This is a genomic window from Entomohabitans teleogrylli (genome assembly GCF_001484765.1).
In the GTDB taxonomy this organism is placed as follows: Bacteria; Pseudomonadota; Gammaproteobacteria; order Enterobacterales; family Enterobacteriaceae; genus Entomohabitans; species Entomohabitans teleogrylli.
The window spans coordinates 104,276-119,024 of the sequence record NZ_LLXO01000014.1 but is presented as its reverse complement, the minus strand read 5'-3'; the positions used below and the strand labels follow the sequence as shown (position 1 = coordinate 119,024).

General features: G+C 57.0%; 15 protein-coding genes. 9 read left to right on the top strand and 6 right to left on the bottom strand.

The window, feature by feature from the left end; genetic code table 11:
- Positions 1–41 precede the first annotated feature (41 nt).
- The 9 genes from AQ981_RS17115 to AQ981_RS17075 all read left to right on the top strand — a co-directional run bounded on the left by AQ981_RS17115 (position 42) and on the right by AQ981_RS17075 (position 8,848).
- Complete coding sequence (locus tag AQ981_RS17115) at positions 42–1,499, top strand: serine/threonine protein kinase (protein WP_058912955.1); 1,458 nt, start codon at positions 42–44, stop codon at positions 1,497–1,499.
- Between the two features lie 50 nt (positions 1,500–1,549).
- Positions 1,550–2,401 carry a MurR/RpiR family transcriptional regulator gene (locus tag AQ981_RS17110; RefSeq protein WP_058912954.1) on the top strand — a complete coding sequence of 284 codons (852 nt, stop codon included), beginning with the start codon at positions 1,550–1,552 and terminating at the stop codon, positions 2,399–2,401.
- A gap of 253 nt (positions 2,402–2,654) precedes the next feature.
- Positions 2,655–3,086 carry a PTS sugar transporter subunit IIA gene (locus AQ981_RS17105; protein WP_058912953.1) on the top strand — a complete coding sequence of 144 codons (432 nt, stop codon included), beginning with the start codon at positions 2,655–2,657 and terminating at the stop codon, positions 3,084–3,086.
- Positions 3,087–3,098: 12 nt separating this feature from the next.
- Positions 3,099–3,569: a PTS sugar transporter subunit IIB gene (locus tag AQ981_RS17100; protein ID WP_058912952.1), complete on the top strand. Its 471-nt coding sequence runs from the start codon at positions 3,099–3,101 to the stop codon at positions 3,567–3,569.
- A gap of 29 nt (positions 3,570–3,598) precedes the next feature.
- Positions 3,599–4,393 (top strand): PTS mannose/fructose/sorbose/N-acetylgalactosamine transporter subunit IIC, encoded by a 795-nt coding sequence (locus AQ981_RS17095; RefSeq protein ID WP_058912951.1) that lies wholly within the window; start codon positions 3,599–3,601, stop codon positions 4,391–4,393.
- A complete protein-coding gene (locus AQ981_RS17090) occupies positions 4,390–5,241 on the top strand; it encodes a PTS system mannose/fructose/sorbose family transporter subunit IID (protein ID WP_058912950.1) in 852 nt (283 codons plus the stop codon). The genes AQ981_RS17095 and AQ981_RS17090 overlap by 4 nt, the downstream gene beginning before the upstream one ends.
- Before the next feature lie 10 nt (positions 5,242–5,251).
- Entirely contained in the window at positions 5,252–6,316 is a 1,065-nt protein-coding gene (locus tag AQ981_RS17085) for a tyrosine-protein phosphatase (RefSeq protein WP_058912949.1), read from the top strand.
- Between the two features lie 192 nt (positions 6,317–6,508).
- Positions 6,509–7,279 (top strand): aminoglycoside adenylyltransferase family protein, encoded by a 771-nt coding sequence (locus AQ981_RS17080; protein ID WP_058912948.1) that lies wholly within the window; start codon positions 6,509–6,511, stop codon positions 7,277–7,279.
- Between the two features lie 183 nt (positions 7,280–7,462).
- The gene (locus tag AQ981_RS17075; protein WP_058912947.1) at positions 7,463–8,848 is read left to right on the top strand and encodes an aminotransferase-like domain-containing protein; all 1,386 of its coding nucleotides are present in this window, start codon (positions 7,463–7,465) and stop codon (positions 8,846–8,848) included.
- A gap of 5 nt (positions 8,849–8,853) precedes the next feature.
- Here AQ981_RS17075 and uhpT read toward each other — a convergent pair whose 3' ends face one another.
- Genes uhpT through AQ981_RS17045 form a run of 6 tightly spaced genes read right to left on the bottom strand, consistent with a single transcriptional unit; the run spans position 8,854 to position 14,718 of the window.
- Complete coding sequence (gene uhpT / locus AQ981_RS17070) at positions 8,854–10,260, bottom strand: hexose-6-phosphate:phosphate antiporter (RefSeq protein ID WP_058912946.1); 1,407 nt, start codon at positions 10,258–10,260, stop codon at positions 8,854–8,856.
- Positions 10,261–10,283: 23 nt separating this feature from the next.
- Positions 10,284–11,330 carry a galactitol-1-phosphate 5-dehydrogenase gene (locus AQ981_RS17065; RefSeq protein WP_121500682.1) on the bottom strand — a complete coding sequence of 349 codons (1,047 nt, stop codon included), beginning with the start codon at positions 11,328–11,330 and terminating at the stop codon, positions 10,284–10,286.
- 3 nt (positions 11,331–11,333) lie between these two features.
- The gene (locus AQ981_RS17060) at positions 11,334–12,380 is read right to left on the bottom strand and encodes a zinc-dependent dehydrogenase (RefSeq protein ID WP_058912944.1); all 1,047 of its coding nucleotides are present in this window, start codon (positions 12,378–12,380) and stop codon (positions 11,334–11,336) included.
- Positions 12,381–12,388: 8 nt separating this feature from the next.
- Positions 12,389–13,201, bottom strand: coding sequence for a Cof-type HAD-IIB family hydrolase (locus tag AQ981_RS17055; RefSeq protein ID WP_058912943.1), 813 nt, complete (start codon positions 13,199–13,201; stop codon positions 12,389–12,391).
- Between the two features lie 10 nt (positions 13,202–13,211).
- Complete coding sequence (deoC, locus tag AQ981_RS17050; protein WP_058912942.1) at positions 13,212–13,898, bottom strand: deoxyribose-phosphate aldolase; 687 nt, start codon at positions 13,896–13,898, stop codon at positions 13,212–13,214.
- Positions 13,899–13,908: 10 nt separating this feature from the next.
- Positions 13,909–14,718 (bottom strand): SDR family oxidoreductase, encoded by an 810-nt coding sequence (locus AQ981_RS17045; protein WP_058912941.1) that lies wholly within the window; start codon positions 14,716–14,718, stop codon positions 13,909–13,911.
- Positions 14,719–14,749 lie beyond the last annotated feature (31 nt).

Here is a 14,749-nt window from a genome sequence, read left to right as displayed (position 1 = left end):
ATGCCTTTTTCGCTATTGTTCGCCATTTGAGAGTCCCTGATATGTCGCAACAGACCACCGGGCCACACGCCCGTCATCTCCCGCCAGGCTACCGGTTCAGCGAGTTCGAAATTCGCGATGTGATCGGCGAAGGCGGATTCGGTATCGTCTACCGCGCCACCGATCACCAACTGGAGCGCACCATCGCGATTAAAGAGTATATGCCCGACCAGTTAGCGCTGCGCCGCGCAGACCATAGCCTGGCCCTGCGCGGTGAACGCCTCAAAGGGGCATTCGATGCCGGTCTGAGCAGCTTTATCCAGGAGGCGCGCCTGCTGGCGCGATTCTCCCATCCCGGGCTGGTGCAGGTGCTACGTTTCTGGGAACAGAACGGTACCGCTTATATGGGAACGCAGTATTACAGCGGAACTACGCTGAAAAAACGCCACCAGCAACAGCCCGGTAAAATCAACGAAACCTGGATCCGCCGCATTCTGCCGCCGCTATTCAGCGCCATTGAGACGTTACACCATCAGGGCTATCTGCACTGCGATATCTCGCTGGATAACATTCAGATCCAGGACAACCAGATGCCGGTGCTACTGGATTTCGGGTCGGCACGTAAAGCTATCGGGAATGTGTCGGATACCACCGAAATGATGCTCAAACCGGGCTTCGCGCCCTTCGAACTGTATACCGACAGCGACGAGGGCGATCGCGGCGCATGGACTGATATCTATTCGCTGGGCGCGGTGCTGCATACCCTGGTGGCCGGCGCGCCGCCGCCGGTTAGCGTGGTGCGCAGCATCGAAGATAACTACCAGCCGTTAATGACGCTACGTCCGCCGGGTTATTCCGCGGAACTGCTGTATGCCATTGACCAGTCGCTGGCCTTAAAACCGCAGCACCGGCCGCAGAGCCTCCGTGAACTGGCCGATCTGTTGCGTCTGCCGATCGCCGGTACCCCAGACACCGCGCCATCGGCTGCTGCGCCGACCGCGCCGGCGCCAGCGACCAGCCCATCCCCGGCAGCACCGCGCGAGGTTAGCCGCCGCTGGCCGTTGATAGCCGGCGCTGGCGCGGCGCTGGCGCTTATTGCCGCCGTTGCGCTGTGGCTGATGCGCCCCGGCGACCCGGTGCCGTCTCTTCCCGACCCGCAGATCGCGGGCGCCTCACCGACAATACCGCCTGGCGATGCCCCCGTTAACGCCGCGCAGGTCGCCCCCGCTGCGCCGCCGACGGCGCCCATCGTTGAGTCTCCTCCCACGCCTCAGGCTCAGGCTCAGGCTCAGGCGCAGCCAGATAACGCGCCGATCGCCGTGGTCTATTTCGCTTATTCCCCCGGCCAGCAGGTCACCCTTAACGGTCTGCGCCACGACGTGAGCAGCGACCACAGCGGCACGGCAAAACTGCGCCTCGCCGCTGGCGATCATCTGCTGGAAGTCACCGATAACGGGGGTTCTTATCGCCATACATTATCGATAACCACCCCCGGTACTTATTTGCTCGGCACCAGATGAGCTTGTATGATGATCGGCTAATAACCGATTCAGGTCATACAAGGTGTCAAATGCTTGACTTAAAGTTAAGGGAAGTGAATAACAGCCTGTCTGCCAAAGAGCGCTTTGTCGCTGACTATATTCTGGCGAATAAGTCATCGTTAAAGAGTATGAGTATTCAGTCCCTTGCTAAAGCCAATAATGTCAGCACCACCACTATTTTGCGTCTCTGCCATAAGCTGGGTTATCAGGGATTCAGCGATCTTAAGATTGACCTGATTACCTCGGCGGGCAATCGCAAACACGATAATATCCTGCAGGAAGATATCAATCTTGACGACTCTATCGAGGCAGTGAACCGTAAAATTCATTTAATCGAAAAGTCGTCGATTGATGAAACGCACGCCATCGTTAACGTCGAACAATTAGAGCAGGCCACCCGGCTTATCAGAAACAGCAATAAGATCATTATTTATGGCGCCGGCAGCAGCGGCCTGGTGGGAAAAGAACTTGAATACCAGCTGATCAAAATTAAAAAAGATGTCAGCTGTCACCCGGACTACAGCATTCAGTACAGTATCGCCAATACTCTCGATAAAAATGATCTGGTGATCATTATCTCCCACTCCGGTGAAAACCTCGAAGGCGTGAAGTTGCTGACTGTCGCGCAGCAGCTTGGCGTGCCGTCGATAGCCATCACCAAAATGGGGCAAAGCCGTATCTCCGCCCTGGCCAGCGTGCTTTTGCACACCATCACCAGCGAGAGCATCTCGCGCCTGATCCCCATCCGCTCGAAAATGTCCCAGCTTTCAGTGATCAACATGCTGGTGACTAACCTGTTTATCCAGCAGTACGATGAGCGACTGCTAAAACAGATTCAGAATCGCGCCGAACGCTTCTACAACCAGAATCACAAGTCATAGCGGCTTGCCTTACTTCCCTTATCCTCTCTCTGTCCTGTCCCTCTGGCCCGAAGCCTTTTCCTCTGTGACCTGCGTGATACCGCGCGCCAGCCGAACATCATTAACACTATCAATACATGAAGAGTGACATCCCTCGCATAATCAATAAATGGGCTTTTTGACGCTGTATTCCCCCGCCTGAAAGTAATAGTATTACTAAAAATAATAAAACATTAAGTAACATTGTCACACTAACCGCGGAGCGGGAGTCAATATGCCAACTGAAATTCCAGTCATTCTGGCCAGCCATGGCCCCTTTGCCCAGGGTGCGCTCTCCTGCGCAGAAATGCTGCTCGGGAAACAGCACAACGTGGCGGTGGTCGCGCTACAGCCGGAAACCAATATCAATGATGCCCGCATCCTGCTGGCAGACACCTGCCAGGCCATCAACCAGGGCGATGGGGTGGTGATTCTGGTCGATATGATGGGCGGTTCACCGTGCAATTTAGCCAGCGAACTGTTGCTGACCCATGACGACATCCTGCTGTTCTGCGGGTTCAACATTCCCACACTGCTTGAAGTGCTCAGTAATCGTGACCTGCCGTTACAGGAGATAGGCAAGGTGATCGAAGAGGTATTTCCGGGCAGTTGCTTTAACGTCGGGGATCGGTTACAGGCTGAACAAACACATTCAATGGATCTGTAGGGGGAAATAACTATGCCAATTAATCTTGCCAGAATCGACGACCGCCTGATCCACGGGCAGGTCATCACTACCTGGGTAAAAAATCATGACATTGAGCAGGTGCTGATTATTAACGATAAAGTGGCCGGCGATAAAGTTCAGCAGTCGGTATTGACCATGTCGGCGCCGCCGGAATTAAAAGTACAGGTTTTCGGCGTCCAGCACTTTATTGAAATCCTCAAGAAGACCGAAATTAAACGCCGCACCATGCTGCTGTTTACCAATAGCGTTGACGTGAATACCCTGGTGGAGGGCGGCGTAAAAATCGATAAGCTCAATGTCGGCGGCATGAGAATGCAGGAAGGGAGAAAAAGTTTATCGCGCGCTGTAGCCGTTACGCCGCAGGAAGAGCAGGCCTTTAAAGCGCTGATCGCCAGAAATATTCCCGTCGAAATACAGATGGTCCCGAAAGATCCCATTGTCGATCTTCAGACATTAATTTAGCGCTGCGCTTAATCAACAGGGATAGAGCTATGTTAATTGAAGCTATTTTAGTCGCCATCTGGGCCGGTATTTGCTCAATGGATGACGTTGGGCCGCAGATGCTGCGCCGGCCGCTGCTTACCGGCACCGTGGCGGGGATTATTATGGGCGATATGGTTCAGGGGTTGGCGATCAGCGCCACCCTGGAATTGATGTGGATGGGTATCGGTAACGTTGGCGCCTATTCCGCCCCGGATATTATTGCCGGGTCGATTATTGGCGTCGCGCTGGGTATCGCCTCCAAAGGCGGGATCGCCGCCGGGATCGCCCTCGCTGTGCCGGTCTCGATACTCTGCCAGCAATTACTGATTATCTGGCGCTCTTTCGCCAGCTTCCTCAACGTCTGGGCCGAGAAGTCTATTCAGGAAGGCGATTACCGCGGGCTGCTCAAGGTCCACTATTTCTCCACCCCGCTGTGGTTCCTGATTCGCGCCGTTCCCTGCTTCCTGGCGGTCTATTTTGGCGGCGATCTGGTGAGCCGCATTCTGGAGTCGATACCGGAGAGTATCCTGACCGGTATGGGCGTGGCCTCGAAAATGATCCCGGCGATCGGGGTATGTATTCTGCTGCTGATGCTGCTGAAAGGCCGGATGTGGTTTTTCTTCCTGCTCGGTTTCATGCTCACCACCTATTTAAAGCTACCGATTATTCCCATCACCTTTATCGCCCTGGCCTTCGCTGTGCTTTATGACATGGCCTACAGCAATGCCAACAATAACGCCAGTAACGCGCCAGCAAAAGAGCAACAGTCCGACGCTGAGACTGAAGAAGGATATGATTTATGAGCGACATCGCCTCCTATAACGTGGCCGATCATTCAGCCCAGGATAAAAAGCTGACGAAGAAAGACCTCAACCGCATTTTCTGGAATATCCAGTCAATGTCCTTTTCCTATAACTATGAAAAGTTGCAGACCATTGGCTTTGCCCACTGCATGATTCCGGTGCTGGAGCGGTTGTATGAAAACGCCGATCAAGCCACCCGGATTAAAGCCATGAAGCGCCACCTCGAATTCTATAATTCACAGGTCAATACCGGCGCGCTGATCCTCGGGGTTACCGCAGCGCTGGAGGAAAAAACCAGCGAAGAGGAAAAAGAGGCCGTGGTGTCGGTGAAAGCCGGTCTGATGGGGCCGTTCGCCGGTCTCGGCGACAGCCTGCTGAAATTCACCTGGCTGCCGATTTGCGGCAGTATTGGCGCCGCCTTCGCCCTGCAGGGCAACCTTATCGGCCCAATCCTGATGTTCCTGTTATTTAACATCGTCAACGTCGGTTCCAAATATTTCTTTATCCACTATGGCTATAACAAAGGCGTGGATTTAATCGAGCAGTCGAAGAATTCCAACATCATTCAGCGTATTTCCAATATTGCCAACGTGGTCGGGGTGATGGTGCTGGGGTCGCTTATCGCCACCACGGTGAAAATATCCACGCCGCTGGTTATCGCGGTTGGCGAGCAGTCGATCAAAGTGCAGGAGATGTTCGACAAGGTGATTCCCAACCTGCTCACCCTGCTGTTCTCACTCGGCATCTTCTTCCTGGTCAGGAAGTTCAAAGGCAAGCATACCGTGGCGCTGATCGTCGGCATGATGTGTCTGGGAGTGATTTTTTCGATGCTCGGTATTTTAAATTAAGGGATGAGGTATGAATGAAACAGTGCAGTTTTCAGTAACCCGCAGCAGCCGGACGCAGCTTGAAATTATCTTTTCCCCGGCGCTGAATAATGCCGCCCTTTACTGGACCCGGGATAATGATATTAACAGCGCTGACCGGCAATTAATCAGCGAACACGCCACCAGTCCGCTGCAATTTACCGATCCCCTGGAGGGCCGGCAGCGAATCTATTTTATTATTGAGCGGCACGGTAAAGCGTGGCTGTTTGCCGAACGTACCCTGCCGGTGCCCGGAATAAATAATTTTCGCGATCTTGGCGGCTATCGCGGCGCGGAGGGAAAAACGGTGCAATGGGGGATACTGTATCGCTCAAATCATCTCTATAACCTGACTCCCGAAGCCCGGGTCTATATTGAAGGGCTGCATATTCAGACGATTATCGACTACCGCAGCGCCAATGAAATCGCCAAAAGCCCTAATTGCCCGGTTGGTGAACGCCAGACCTTTCACCTCGACGCCACGGCGCAGACCGCGGAATTAGCCGCCCAGTTCGCCGCCGAGCCGAGTAACGAAGACCGCGCCCTGATAGAGAGCGTGATGCGCGATATTGCGCCCGAGCTTATTAATGGTCAGGGCGCCCAGGTGATTGAGCAATATCGTCATTTTGTCACCAGCGCGAAATCGAAAAGCGCCTTTAAAGCGATGATTCAGGTACTGCTCGACGCCGGTAATGTGCCGAATATTCAGCACTGCCGCGGCGGCAAGGACCGCACCGGCTATGGCGCATTATTGATTCTCGCTATGCTGGGGGTTGCCGAACAGGACATCATTGATGACTATATGCTCACCGGGGCAAACCGCCTGACGCGTAATCAGGTGAAAATGGCCGCCTACCAGCAAATTACCGATAATCAGGATGTCCTCGATTATTTGCATACGCTGATTGATACCCGCGAATCCTTTATTATCGCCGCCATCGATGCCATGAAACAGATATCCGGTAGTGTTGCCGACTATATAAAGAATGAGCTGGGCTTTACCGATAACGACTTCAGAAAAATGCAGGAGAATTTTTTAATTACAACGCCGTCATAATTTCTCGCCGTCAACGTTTGTTATATCAGGTAATTTCCTGGCGGAATGCTTTTTGCACGGTCCGAAGACGGCTATTGCATTCCGCCAGCCTGCCCCGCAGCGAAACCGACGGAACGCTACCCAAAAGTCTCTGGTCATCGCCTGTCATCCCGGTAATATAAGCGCCACACTTCACGGCCGCGGATAATCATTATGACCGCCAATATTGCACCGCAAACGGACTGGCTATTGCTGGCGCTAAAAAAGATTGCCGGAGAGGCGCTGCTGGCGGTCTATCTGCACGGCTCCGCGGTCGCCGGCGGGTTAAAGCCGCACAGCGATATCGACCTGCTGGCGGTGATTGATCGTTCGCTGACAGCCAGCCAGCGCGCTCGCCTGCTCGCCGAACTTTTACAGATTTCCGCCCGTTACCCCGCTGAACCGGGCGGTCCGCGCTGTCTGGAAGTGATGCTGTTTCTCAGGGCGGATTTACAGCCAGCCCCTTTCCCGGCGCGCGTCGACTTTATTTATGGCGAATGGCTGCGCGAGGCTTTCGAAGCCGGCGCCGCCGCTGCGCCCTGCAGCGACGCCGAATATACCCTGGTGCTGGCCCAGGCTCGCCAGCAGGCTCATCCCCTGTTCGGCCCTCCCGTACAGCATCTGCTGCCGGAGATCGCGCCGGCGCAGATTCGCCGGGCGCTGCGCGATCTTCTGCCGGAACTGATGGCAAATCTGCGCGGTGACGAACGTAATGTGCTGCTGACGCTGGCGAGAATCTGGTATACCGCCAGCAGCGGAGAGTGGCTGGCCAAAGATAGCGCCGCAACGTGGGCCCTTGCCCGGCTCCCCGCCGAACGGCGTGCGTTGCTGGACATCGCCCGCCGCGCTTACCGCGGTGAAATCACTGACCGCCAGCCGGAACAGTATCGCGAGGCGCCGCGGCTGGCAGACGATTTACTGGCGCGTATTACGCCGCTGCTCTGAGCCGTGCGACGGGTCCGCGCCCGGGCAGATTAAGGTAATAAAAATCATTCACATACCGCATGGTCATGCAGATCCGCGCCGCTTCACACTCCGGGTAACAAATACCGCGACGGCGCAGAGAAACGGCTAGTATGGGGTATTCAGAAACGGCAAATACCGCCGGTCTACGGCAAGGAGTGCAACGTGCTGATCCCCGTCAATCCGGATGCGGAAATGCCTTTATATCTTCAGGTGGCCTGCAGTATTAAAAAATACCTGGAAAGCCATCCTACCGGCCATAAACTCCCTTCTCAACGCCATATCGCCACCCTGCTGCAGGTCAGCAAAACGACGGTGGTCGAAGCGTTTAACGTGCTGGCGGATGACGGCGTCATCACTACCCGGGAAAAGTCGCGCGCGGTCTCAAGCCTGAAAGCTCCGGGCATCGACTGGCCGCTGATTATCCATAAGGCGCGTCAGTCGCGGGCCCGGGACGATGCGGCGGAGCCCCACGGCAGCGCTTACAGCAAAAGTCTGTTGATGTGGCCGGGTATGGATTTTTCTCCCCAGACTCCGCTAATGGAGGTCTCAGAGGCGGTATCGCGGCGCATCGCCAGCGCGGATTTTATGAATTATGACGATATCGGCTTCCTGCAATTACGCGAACTGCTGGCGCAACACCTGAAAAGCCGCCTGGCGATAAGCTGTTCGCCGGAAGACATCGTGATTACCAGCGGCATCTCTAACGCGCTGTACATTATTGCCTGCGCCTTTTTTGGCCGTTTCGCCCCGGTGATGTATGAAGCGCCTGGTTATTACACTTCGATTCTCACCAGCCAGGGGGCGCCGGCGATCCCCATTCCGATGGGCGCCGACGGTATCTCGCCGCAGGTGCTGCAAAACCATATCGCCCGCCATCGCCATGCGTTTTTCCTCACCACGCCGCTGGACCACTGGCCTACCTGCCACATGACCAGCGAGGCCAATAAACAGGCCCAGTACGCCATGTGCCGCCGCCATGATATTCCGGTGATCGAAATCGACGCTATGCGCGGCCTGTTTGACGCACCGCTACCGATGCGTTCTTACCCTGGGGCGGAATCCAGTGTTATCTACATCGGCACCTTTACCAACACCATCGGCCACAGTATGCGCCTGGCGTGGATTGTCGCGCCGCGCAACACCGTTAAACGGTTACTGGAGGTCAAATCCCAGGTCGAGCCGCGCATCAGTAATCTGATCCAGATTTACGCCGAAGAGATCCTGCGCTCCGGCGCCTACCATCGCTATCTGGACACCCTGCAACATCGGGTGCTGGCGCGCAATCAGGGGATTGAAGAGATGCTGCGCCGCCATCTGGGAGCCAAAGCCATCTGGCAAGGGCAGCCGGGCGTCAGCCGGATGATTACCCTGGACTGCCCGCCCGACGCCAGTGCAGTAATACGGATGCAGGGGCGGCAGATCAGTCTGCTGCCCCTCGGCGCGCTGGACAGCACCTATGCGAATTCGCTGTATATGTACTGCGCGGCGGATTCCCTGCCCAATACTGAAGCGTTAATCCGCCGCCTGAGCCAACTCTGTACGCGGTAAAACGGTTACGACCCGATAGCGACCTCGCTCTGCCGGGCGCGTTTCGCCGCCCGGATACGTTTTTCCTCAGCAAAAGCCACTATCGACAGCAGCACAATGCCGAAGAACACGCACCAGTAAAAGATAACGAAGACATCGTGCCAACCGTGCAATGTGGTATTGAAAAAACTCACCCCCTGTTTGGCGGGATCGGCAATCATCGCCAGATACACCTTGGCGATAGAATCCCCCAGCATGTATGCGAAGAAGCCCGACAGCCCGGTGGTCATACTGACGGCGTTTTTCGGCACGAAGTCCACCAGCGCGATGGTGATCATCAGTTGCGGCCCGAAAATCAGCAACCCCAGCGCCGCCAGCGAGGCGTTAATCATGAATACCGAGGTGGAATAGCGGTAACTGAGCAGCGCGAAGATAATCAGCACAAAACAGCCCACCGCCACAATCGCCCGCCGCCCTTTGAGCAGATCCGAGATGTAGCCCCAGAACAGGCTGGCCACCAGCGCCCCCATCTCAAAGTAGAAAATGGTATTGACCATGTCGCTGCGCGACCAGTTGAACTGTTCAGAGACATACAGCGGCGCCCAGTTATCCACGCCGATGCGAATCACATAGACAAAGATATTTGAGATGCAGAGGATCCAGACAAACGGGTTGAACAGCACATGTTTTTTAACGATCTGCCACTTACTCTCGTTCTCATGGCGATCCATCTCCGCTACCGGCTCGTCAAAAATTTCTTCCGCCCGGTTCCAGCCCAGCTCCCGCGGATCGCCTTTGCCCAGATAGTAGGTCACCACGGCAATCAACAAGGCGACAAGCGACGGGAAAATAAACATCCCCACCACATTGCCATCGAAAAAGACGTTCGCCCCCCACAGCGCCAGCGCCCCTGCCAGACCGCCGCCGACGTTATGGGACATATTCCACAGCCCGAGATAGCGCCCGCGCTTTACTCTGGGCGTCCAGCGGGTTAACGCCGAATAAGACGCCGGCCCGCCGGCGCACTGGAACAGACCGTTCAGCCCCCACAGGGTGATCAAAATGCCGATCGGCGAGCCGTGGTAACTCATGACCAGCCCCATCGCCAGCACCGAAAACGCCGACAGGGCCAGCAGCGCCGCCAGGAACTTCTTGGTGTTTTTACCGTCGATGTAGAAACCGACTAAAACCTTGCATCCTCCGTAAGTGATGGAAAAGCCCAGGCCAATCAGCCCGAGCTCGGTGGTGGTCATATCCAGTTGTTCTTTCAACATCGGCCCGGCGGCCTTGAAGTTATTGCGGATCAGGTACATCGCCATGTAACCGAGGAAGACCGCCAGGAAGGCTTTGAGAAACTGCACTCCCCACTGGCGACGCTGCGTCGCCAGACTAATCGACGGATCCCGGTAATTTTTCAGGGCAAATAGAGCCATAAGATGTTCCTCGCATATCGTTGTTATAGTTCTACAATGACTTTGGTATAAGTCACCGTGCGGTGCTTCATATCCCTCATGAATTGCGGCAGCGCGTCAAGCGAAATGGTGTGAGTAATCAGAGGTTTTGTTAGTAAGGCACCATTTTGCATGTAATCGATCGCCGCCGGCCATTCACGGCCGGGGAACGGCGCGGAAAATGAATTCCACGAGCCGGTGAGCGTCAGTTCGCGGCGCAGCAACAGTTCGAACTGCGCCGCGGGAATAACCACATCGGCATGAGCCGACCCGAGATACAACACGCGGCCATGCTTGCGGGTAACCGCCAGCGCCTGCACCTGGGTAGCGCAGGCGCCGGCGGTTTCCACCGTCACATCCGCCATCCCCAGCGCGCTAATGGTTGCTAGCGGATCGACAGAGCGGGCATCAATGGTTTCCGTCGCCCCCATCTGGCGGGCCAGCACCAGTTTGTCCGATGCGATATCGCTGGCAATGATGCGCGTGGCGCCGAGGATGCGCGCAAACTGAATGGCGAACAGCCCCAGCGCGCCGCAGCCCAGCACCGCCACGCAGTCTCCGGCGCGGATCCCGGCGCGCATCATACCGTGCAGCGTTACCGCCGCCGGTTCCACCATCGCGCCGCTGGCGAAGTCGACATCATCCGGCAGCCGCACCAGATTCTGCTGCGGCGCGGCGACATAACCGGCGAATCCGCCGTCAGTACGCGAGCCGAGGTAGTTGTAGTGATCGCACAGACCATAGTCTCCCTGCTGACAGTAGTCACAGTGGTAACAGGGCAGGATCGGCGCCACCGCGACCCGATCGCCCGGCGCGAAGCGCGTTACGCCGTTACCCACTTTCGCCACCACGCCGCTGAATTCGTGTCCCGGAATGGTCGGGAAACGATAGGTGCCGGTGGTCATAATACGGTCGATATCCGAGCCGCAGATCCCTGCGGCTTTCACCTCCACCAGTACTTCATCCTCCCCGTAGCCGGGCAGTGCAACCTGCTCAATGCGCAGATCCGCCGGGGCATGTAGCACCGCGGCTTTCATCGTCGTCCTGTTCATCGGCTAGCCCTCCACGACCAGCGCCTTCATCCCTTCACCGGACAGGGCGTAGCGGAAAGCGTTGTTGATGTCGTCGATAGTGAAACGCGCCGTAGCCAGCGGCAGCAGAGAAAGTCGCCCTGCCGCCACCAGCGCCATCGACTCGCAATAGTCGTTAATGCTGGAGCCGGTCGTACCAAGCACCGTCAGCTCCTTGTAGTGAATCAGGTTGGTGTTGAGCGGCACGATCTCCTTGCCTTTTGGCATACCGCCAAACAGGTTGATACGCCCGTGGGTGGCGGCGATCTCCATAGCCAGCGCCTGTACCTCCGGTACCGAACAGGCGGTAATCACCACCGAAGCGCCCTCGCCGTCGGTTTCCGCCAGCACCGCTTCGCGCAGATCGGTAGTCGCCGTGTTGATGACCACATCGGCGCCCAGCGCTTTCATCTCCGCCAGACGGTTATCCTGTACGTCCGCCACCATCACCCGCGACGCCCCGGCCAGACGGCTCATCAGCACATGGCAGGCGCCAATCGGGCCAGCGCCAATCACCACCACGCTGTCGCCCGGGCGGATATTGAGCGCTTTGTAAGAGTGATAAGCGCAGGAGAACGGTTCCACCATTGCCGCCTCTTCCCAGGAGATCCCATCGGGAATCGGCACCACGTTGCCGCGCTGGATGGCGTTGCCGGGCACCCGAATGTACTCCTGGAAACCGCCGTCGTAGCTGATGCCGAACGCTTCATAGGTCGGGCACAGCTGGGTATAGCCTTTACGGCACATGGCGCAGGAGCCGCAGCCGACGTTAGGCGGCAGCGCCACGCGCATCCCGGGGCGGAAATGCTTCACCTGCGCGCCGACCTGTACCACTTCACCGGCAATTTCATGGCCCAGTACGCGCCGGGTGCCGGCGGGTATTTTGAAATGGCCGAACTTATAGATCCGCAGATCGGTACCGCAGATGGCGCTGGCTTTCATCCTGATGACCAGTTCATCCGCCGCCGCCTGCGGTACCGATACTTCTTCCACCCGGATATCGCTGGGGTCATAAAAATAGGCTGCTTTCATGTGATACCTCATAAATACTGTGGAATGATTTCGGTCAGGGCATACGCCACGCCGTCTTCATCATTAGAAGGAACAATGTGATCGGCTATCTGCCGCAGGCGGGTAAAGGCATTGCCCATGGCGATACCAACTCCGGCGGTGGACAGCAGTTCAATGTCGTTGTCGCTGTCGCCGATGGCGGCGACCTCGCCCGGCGCGATGCCGAGATGGGCGCAAAGGTGTTGCAGCGCCACCCCTTTATTCAGGCCCCGGGGCAGCACTTCAAAGTAGTGATGATGGGACGCCACCAGCGAAACCGCCGGCAACGGCGCCAGCGCGTCGCGAATACGCTGGCGCTGGCTTTGGTCCCGGCACAGAATAAACATCTTCACCGCCGGTAACTCGCCGGGATCGCTGAACGGCTGGAGCTGGTCGGCGAAGCGGCGCAGGTACTCCTCTTTCATGCCCGATGCGCCAATATTGTCCAGCCAGTGCCGGCGTACATGGACCCGGTCGCGGGTGTAGATCTGGTAAAACACCCCCAGTTCATCCAGCAGTTGGCTGATAAACCGCACCGTCGCAGCGTCCAGCGCCTGGTCGTAGAGCTGCTCTCCGCTGTGCAGATCGAGAGTCTGGGCGCCGTTCATCCCGACAAAGTAACGGGTCGCGCCAATCGCTTCGGCGGCGAAGCGCGCCTCCCGGTACATCCTGCCCGTCGCCACGACGGCCAGGATGCCCTGCTGTTGCAGCACGTTAAAAGCGTCAACCGATGCCCTGGTTAAAGTGTCCTGCGACGTCAGCAGGGTGCCGTCCAGATCCGTGACCACCATTTTTAACGACATGCCCGGCTCCTTATTGCGGGTAACGCTGCCTGAACTCCTCAAGGATTTTCACGCTGTTGGAGCTACCGATACGCTCGGCGCCGGCGGCGATCATTGCCAGGCAGGTATCCAGATCGCGCACTCCGCCGGAGGCCTTCACCTTCACCGCGTCGCCCACGGTTTTCTTCATCAGCGCCACGTCTTCCACCGTCGCCCCGGCGGTGCCGAAACCGGTGGAGGTCTTCACAAAGTCCGGTTTGACTTCCCGGGCAATCTCCGCCACCCGGACAATCTCATCTTTGGTCAGGTAACAGGTTTCAAAGATGACCTTAGAGCAGACGCCGGCGGCGCGGCAGAGAGTGACAATCGCCCGCATCTCTTCTTCTATCCACGCGTAGTTGCCCTCTTTGAGCTTGCCGACGTTGATGACGTAGTCGATCTCATCCGCCCCTTCGGCGATAGCGCGCTCGGTTTCGAAGCATTTCACCGCAATGGTGGTCTGCCCCAGCGGGAAGCTAATGGCGGCGCCGACATGGACATCGCTGCCCGCCAGCAGCGCTTTGCAGGTCGCCACCGGCACCGAGTTAATCGCCACCATCATGAAGTTGTGCTGTTTTGCCTCCGCGCACAGCGCGCGGAAATCATCCTCAGTGGCGTAAGCCTTGAGTTGGGTATGGTCGAAGTATTTGGCCAGTTGGTCCGCCGTCAGGTTATTCATGACTTTTCTCCTACACTTCCATGCCGTAGCGGTGAGCTTTGTGGGTGGGGTAGAACGCCACGGTCGGGACGGTAACGTCCGGGGTGCGGGTGGCGATGTACAGGGCGATTTCGGCGACGTTTTCCACATCGATACAGCTGTTGTAGATACCTTCGCGCAGCTCTTTTTCATCCAGCCAGCCGTCGGTATGCACCTTACCGCCGTCATAAACGCCGCTGTCGAGCACTTCGGTCATCGGGGTTTTAACGTGAGACGGGTTAATCACTGTCACGCCAATGTTTTTATTCATCCCTTCCAGCAGGATGTTTTTGCTCAGCCCCATCATGCCGTGCTTGGAAGCGCGGTACGGGCTGTGCCCCGGGCAGGACGCCATGCGGGCGGAGGAAGAACCGATGTTCATAATGCGCCCGCCGCTCGGTTGCTTTTCCATGACCCGGAAAGCTTCACGGCAGCACAGGAAGACGCCGGTCAGGTTCGGACCAATGGTCTTGTGCCACTCTTCGAGGGTGGTTTCTGAAATGTGCGGCGACAGGGAGTCGCGCCCGGCGCTATTGACGACCAGATCGATATGTCCCCAGCGCGCCACGGTCTGGCTGAACGCCGCCATCACCGGCTGCTCGTCCACCACATCGACCACCATTGAAATGACATCGCCGCCCAGATCGGCAATTTCTTTAGCGACCTTTTCCAGGCGCGGCGCGTCAATGTCGAGCAGCGCCACTTTGCAGCCTTCTTTGACGTACGTTTTGGCAATCGCTTCGCCAATACCCGATGCGCCGCCGGTGATCAGCGCCACTTTTCCTTGCAGTTTTCCGCTCATGCTAATTTCTCCGTTGCCAGGTTTGCGCCCG

What these genes read in the sequence shown, in the direction of transcription:
- AQ981_RS17085 (WP_058912949.1), top strand. Translation starts at nt 5,252, where the DNA reads ATGAATGAAACAGTGCAGTTTTCAGTAACCCGCAGCAGCCGGACGCAG.
- AQ981_RS17100 (WP_058912952.1), top strand. Translation starts at nt 3,099, where the DNA reads ATGCCAATTAATCTTGCCAGAATCGACGACCGCCTGATCCACGGGCAG.
- AQ981_RS17115 (WP_058912955.1), top strand. Translation starts at nt 42, where the DNA reads ATGTCGCAACAGACCACCGGGCCACACGCCCGTCATCTCCCGCCAGGC.
- AQ981_RS17045 (WP_058912941.1), bottom strand. Translation starts at nt 14,718, where the DNA reads ATGAGCGGAAAACTGCAAGGAAAAGTGGCGCTGATCACCGGCGGCGCA.
- AQ981_RS17090 (WP_058912950.1), top strand. Translation starts at nt 4,390, where the DNA reads ATGAGCGACATCGCCTCCTATAACGTGGCCGATCATTCAGCCCAGGAT.
- AQ981_RS17065 (WP_121500682.1), bottom strand. Translation starts at nt 11,330, where the DNA reads ATGAACAGGACGACGATGAAAGCCGCGGTGCTACATGCCCCGGCGGAT.
- AQ981_RS17105 (WP_058912953.1), top strand. Translation starts at nt 2,655, where the DNA reads ATGCCAACTGAAATTCCAGTCATTCTGGCCAGCCATGGCCCCTTTGCC.
- AQ981_RS17095 (WP_058912951.1), top strand. Translation starts at nt 3,599, where the DNA reads ATGTTAATTGAAGCTATTTTAGTCGCCATCTGGGCCGGTATTTGCTCA.
- deoC (WP_058912942.1), bottom strand. Translation starts at nt 13,898, where the DNA reads ATGAATAACCTGACGGCGGACCAACTGGCCAAATACTTCGACCATACC.
- AQ981_RS17110 (WP_058912954.1), top strand. Translation starts at nt 1,550, where the DNA reads ATGCTTGACTTAAAGTTAAGGGAAGTGAATAACAGCCTGTCTGCCAAA.
- uhpT (WP_058912946.1), bottom strand. Translation starts at nt 10,260, where the DNA reads ATGGCTCTATTTGCCCTGAAAAATTACCGGGATCCGTCGATTAGTCTG.
- AQ981_RS17080 (WP_058912948.1), top strand. Translation starts at nt 6,509, where the DNA reads ATGACCGCCAATATTGCACCGCAAACGGACTGGCTATTGCTGGCGCTA.
- AQ981_RS17055 (WP_058912943.1), bottom strand. Translation starts at nt 13,201, where the DNA reads ATGTCGTTAAAAATGGTGGTCACGGATCTGGACGGCACCCTGCTGACG.
- AQ981_RS17060 (WP_058912944.1), bottom strand. Translation starts at nt 12,380, where the DNA reads ATGAAAGCAGCCTATTTTTATGACCCCAGCGATATCCGGGTGGAAGAA.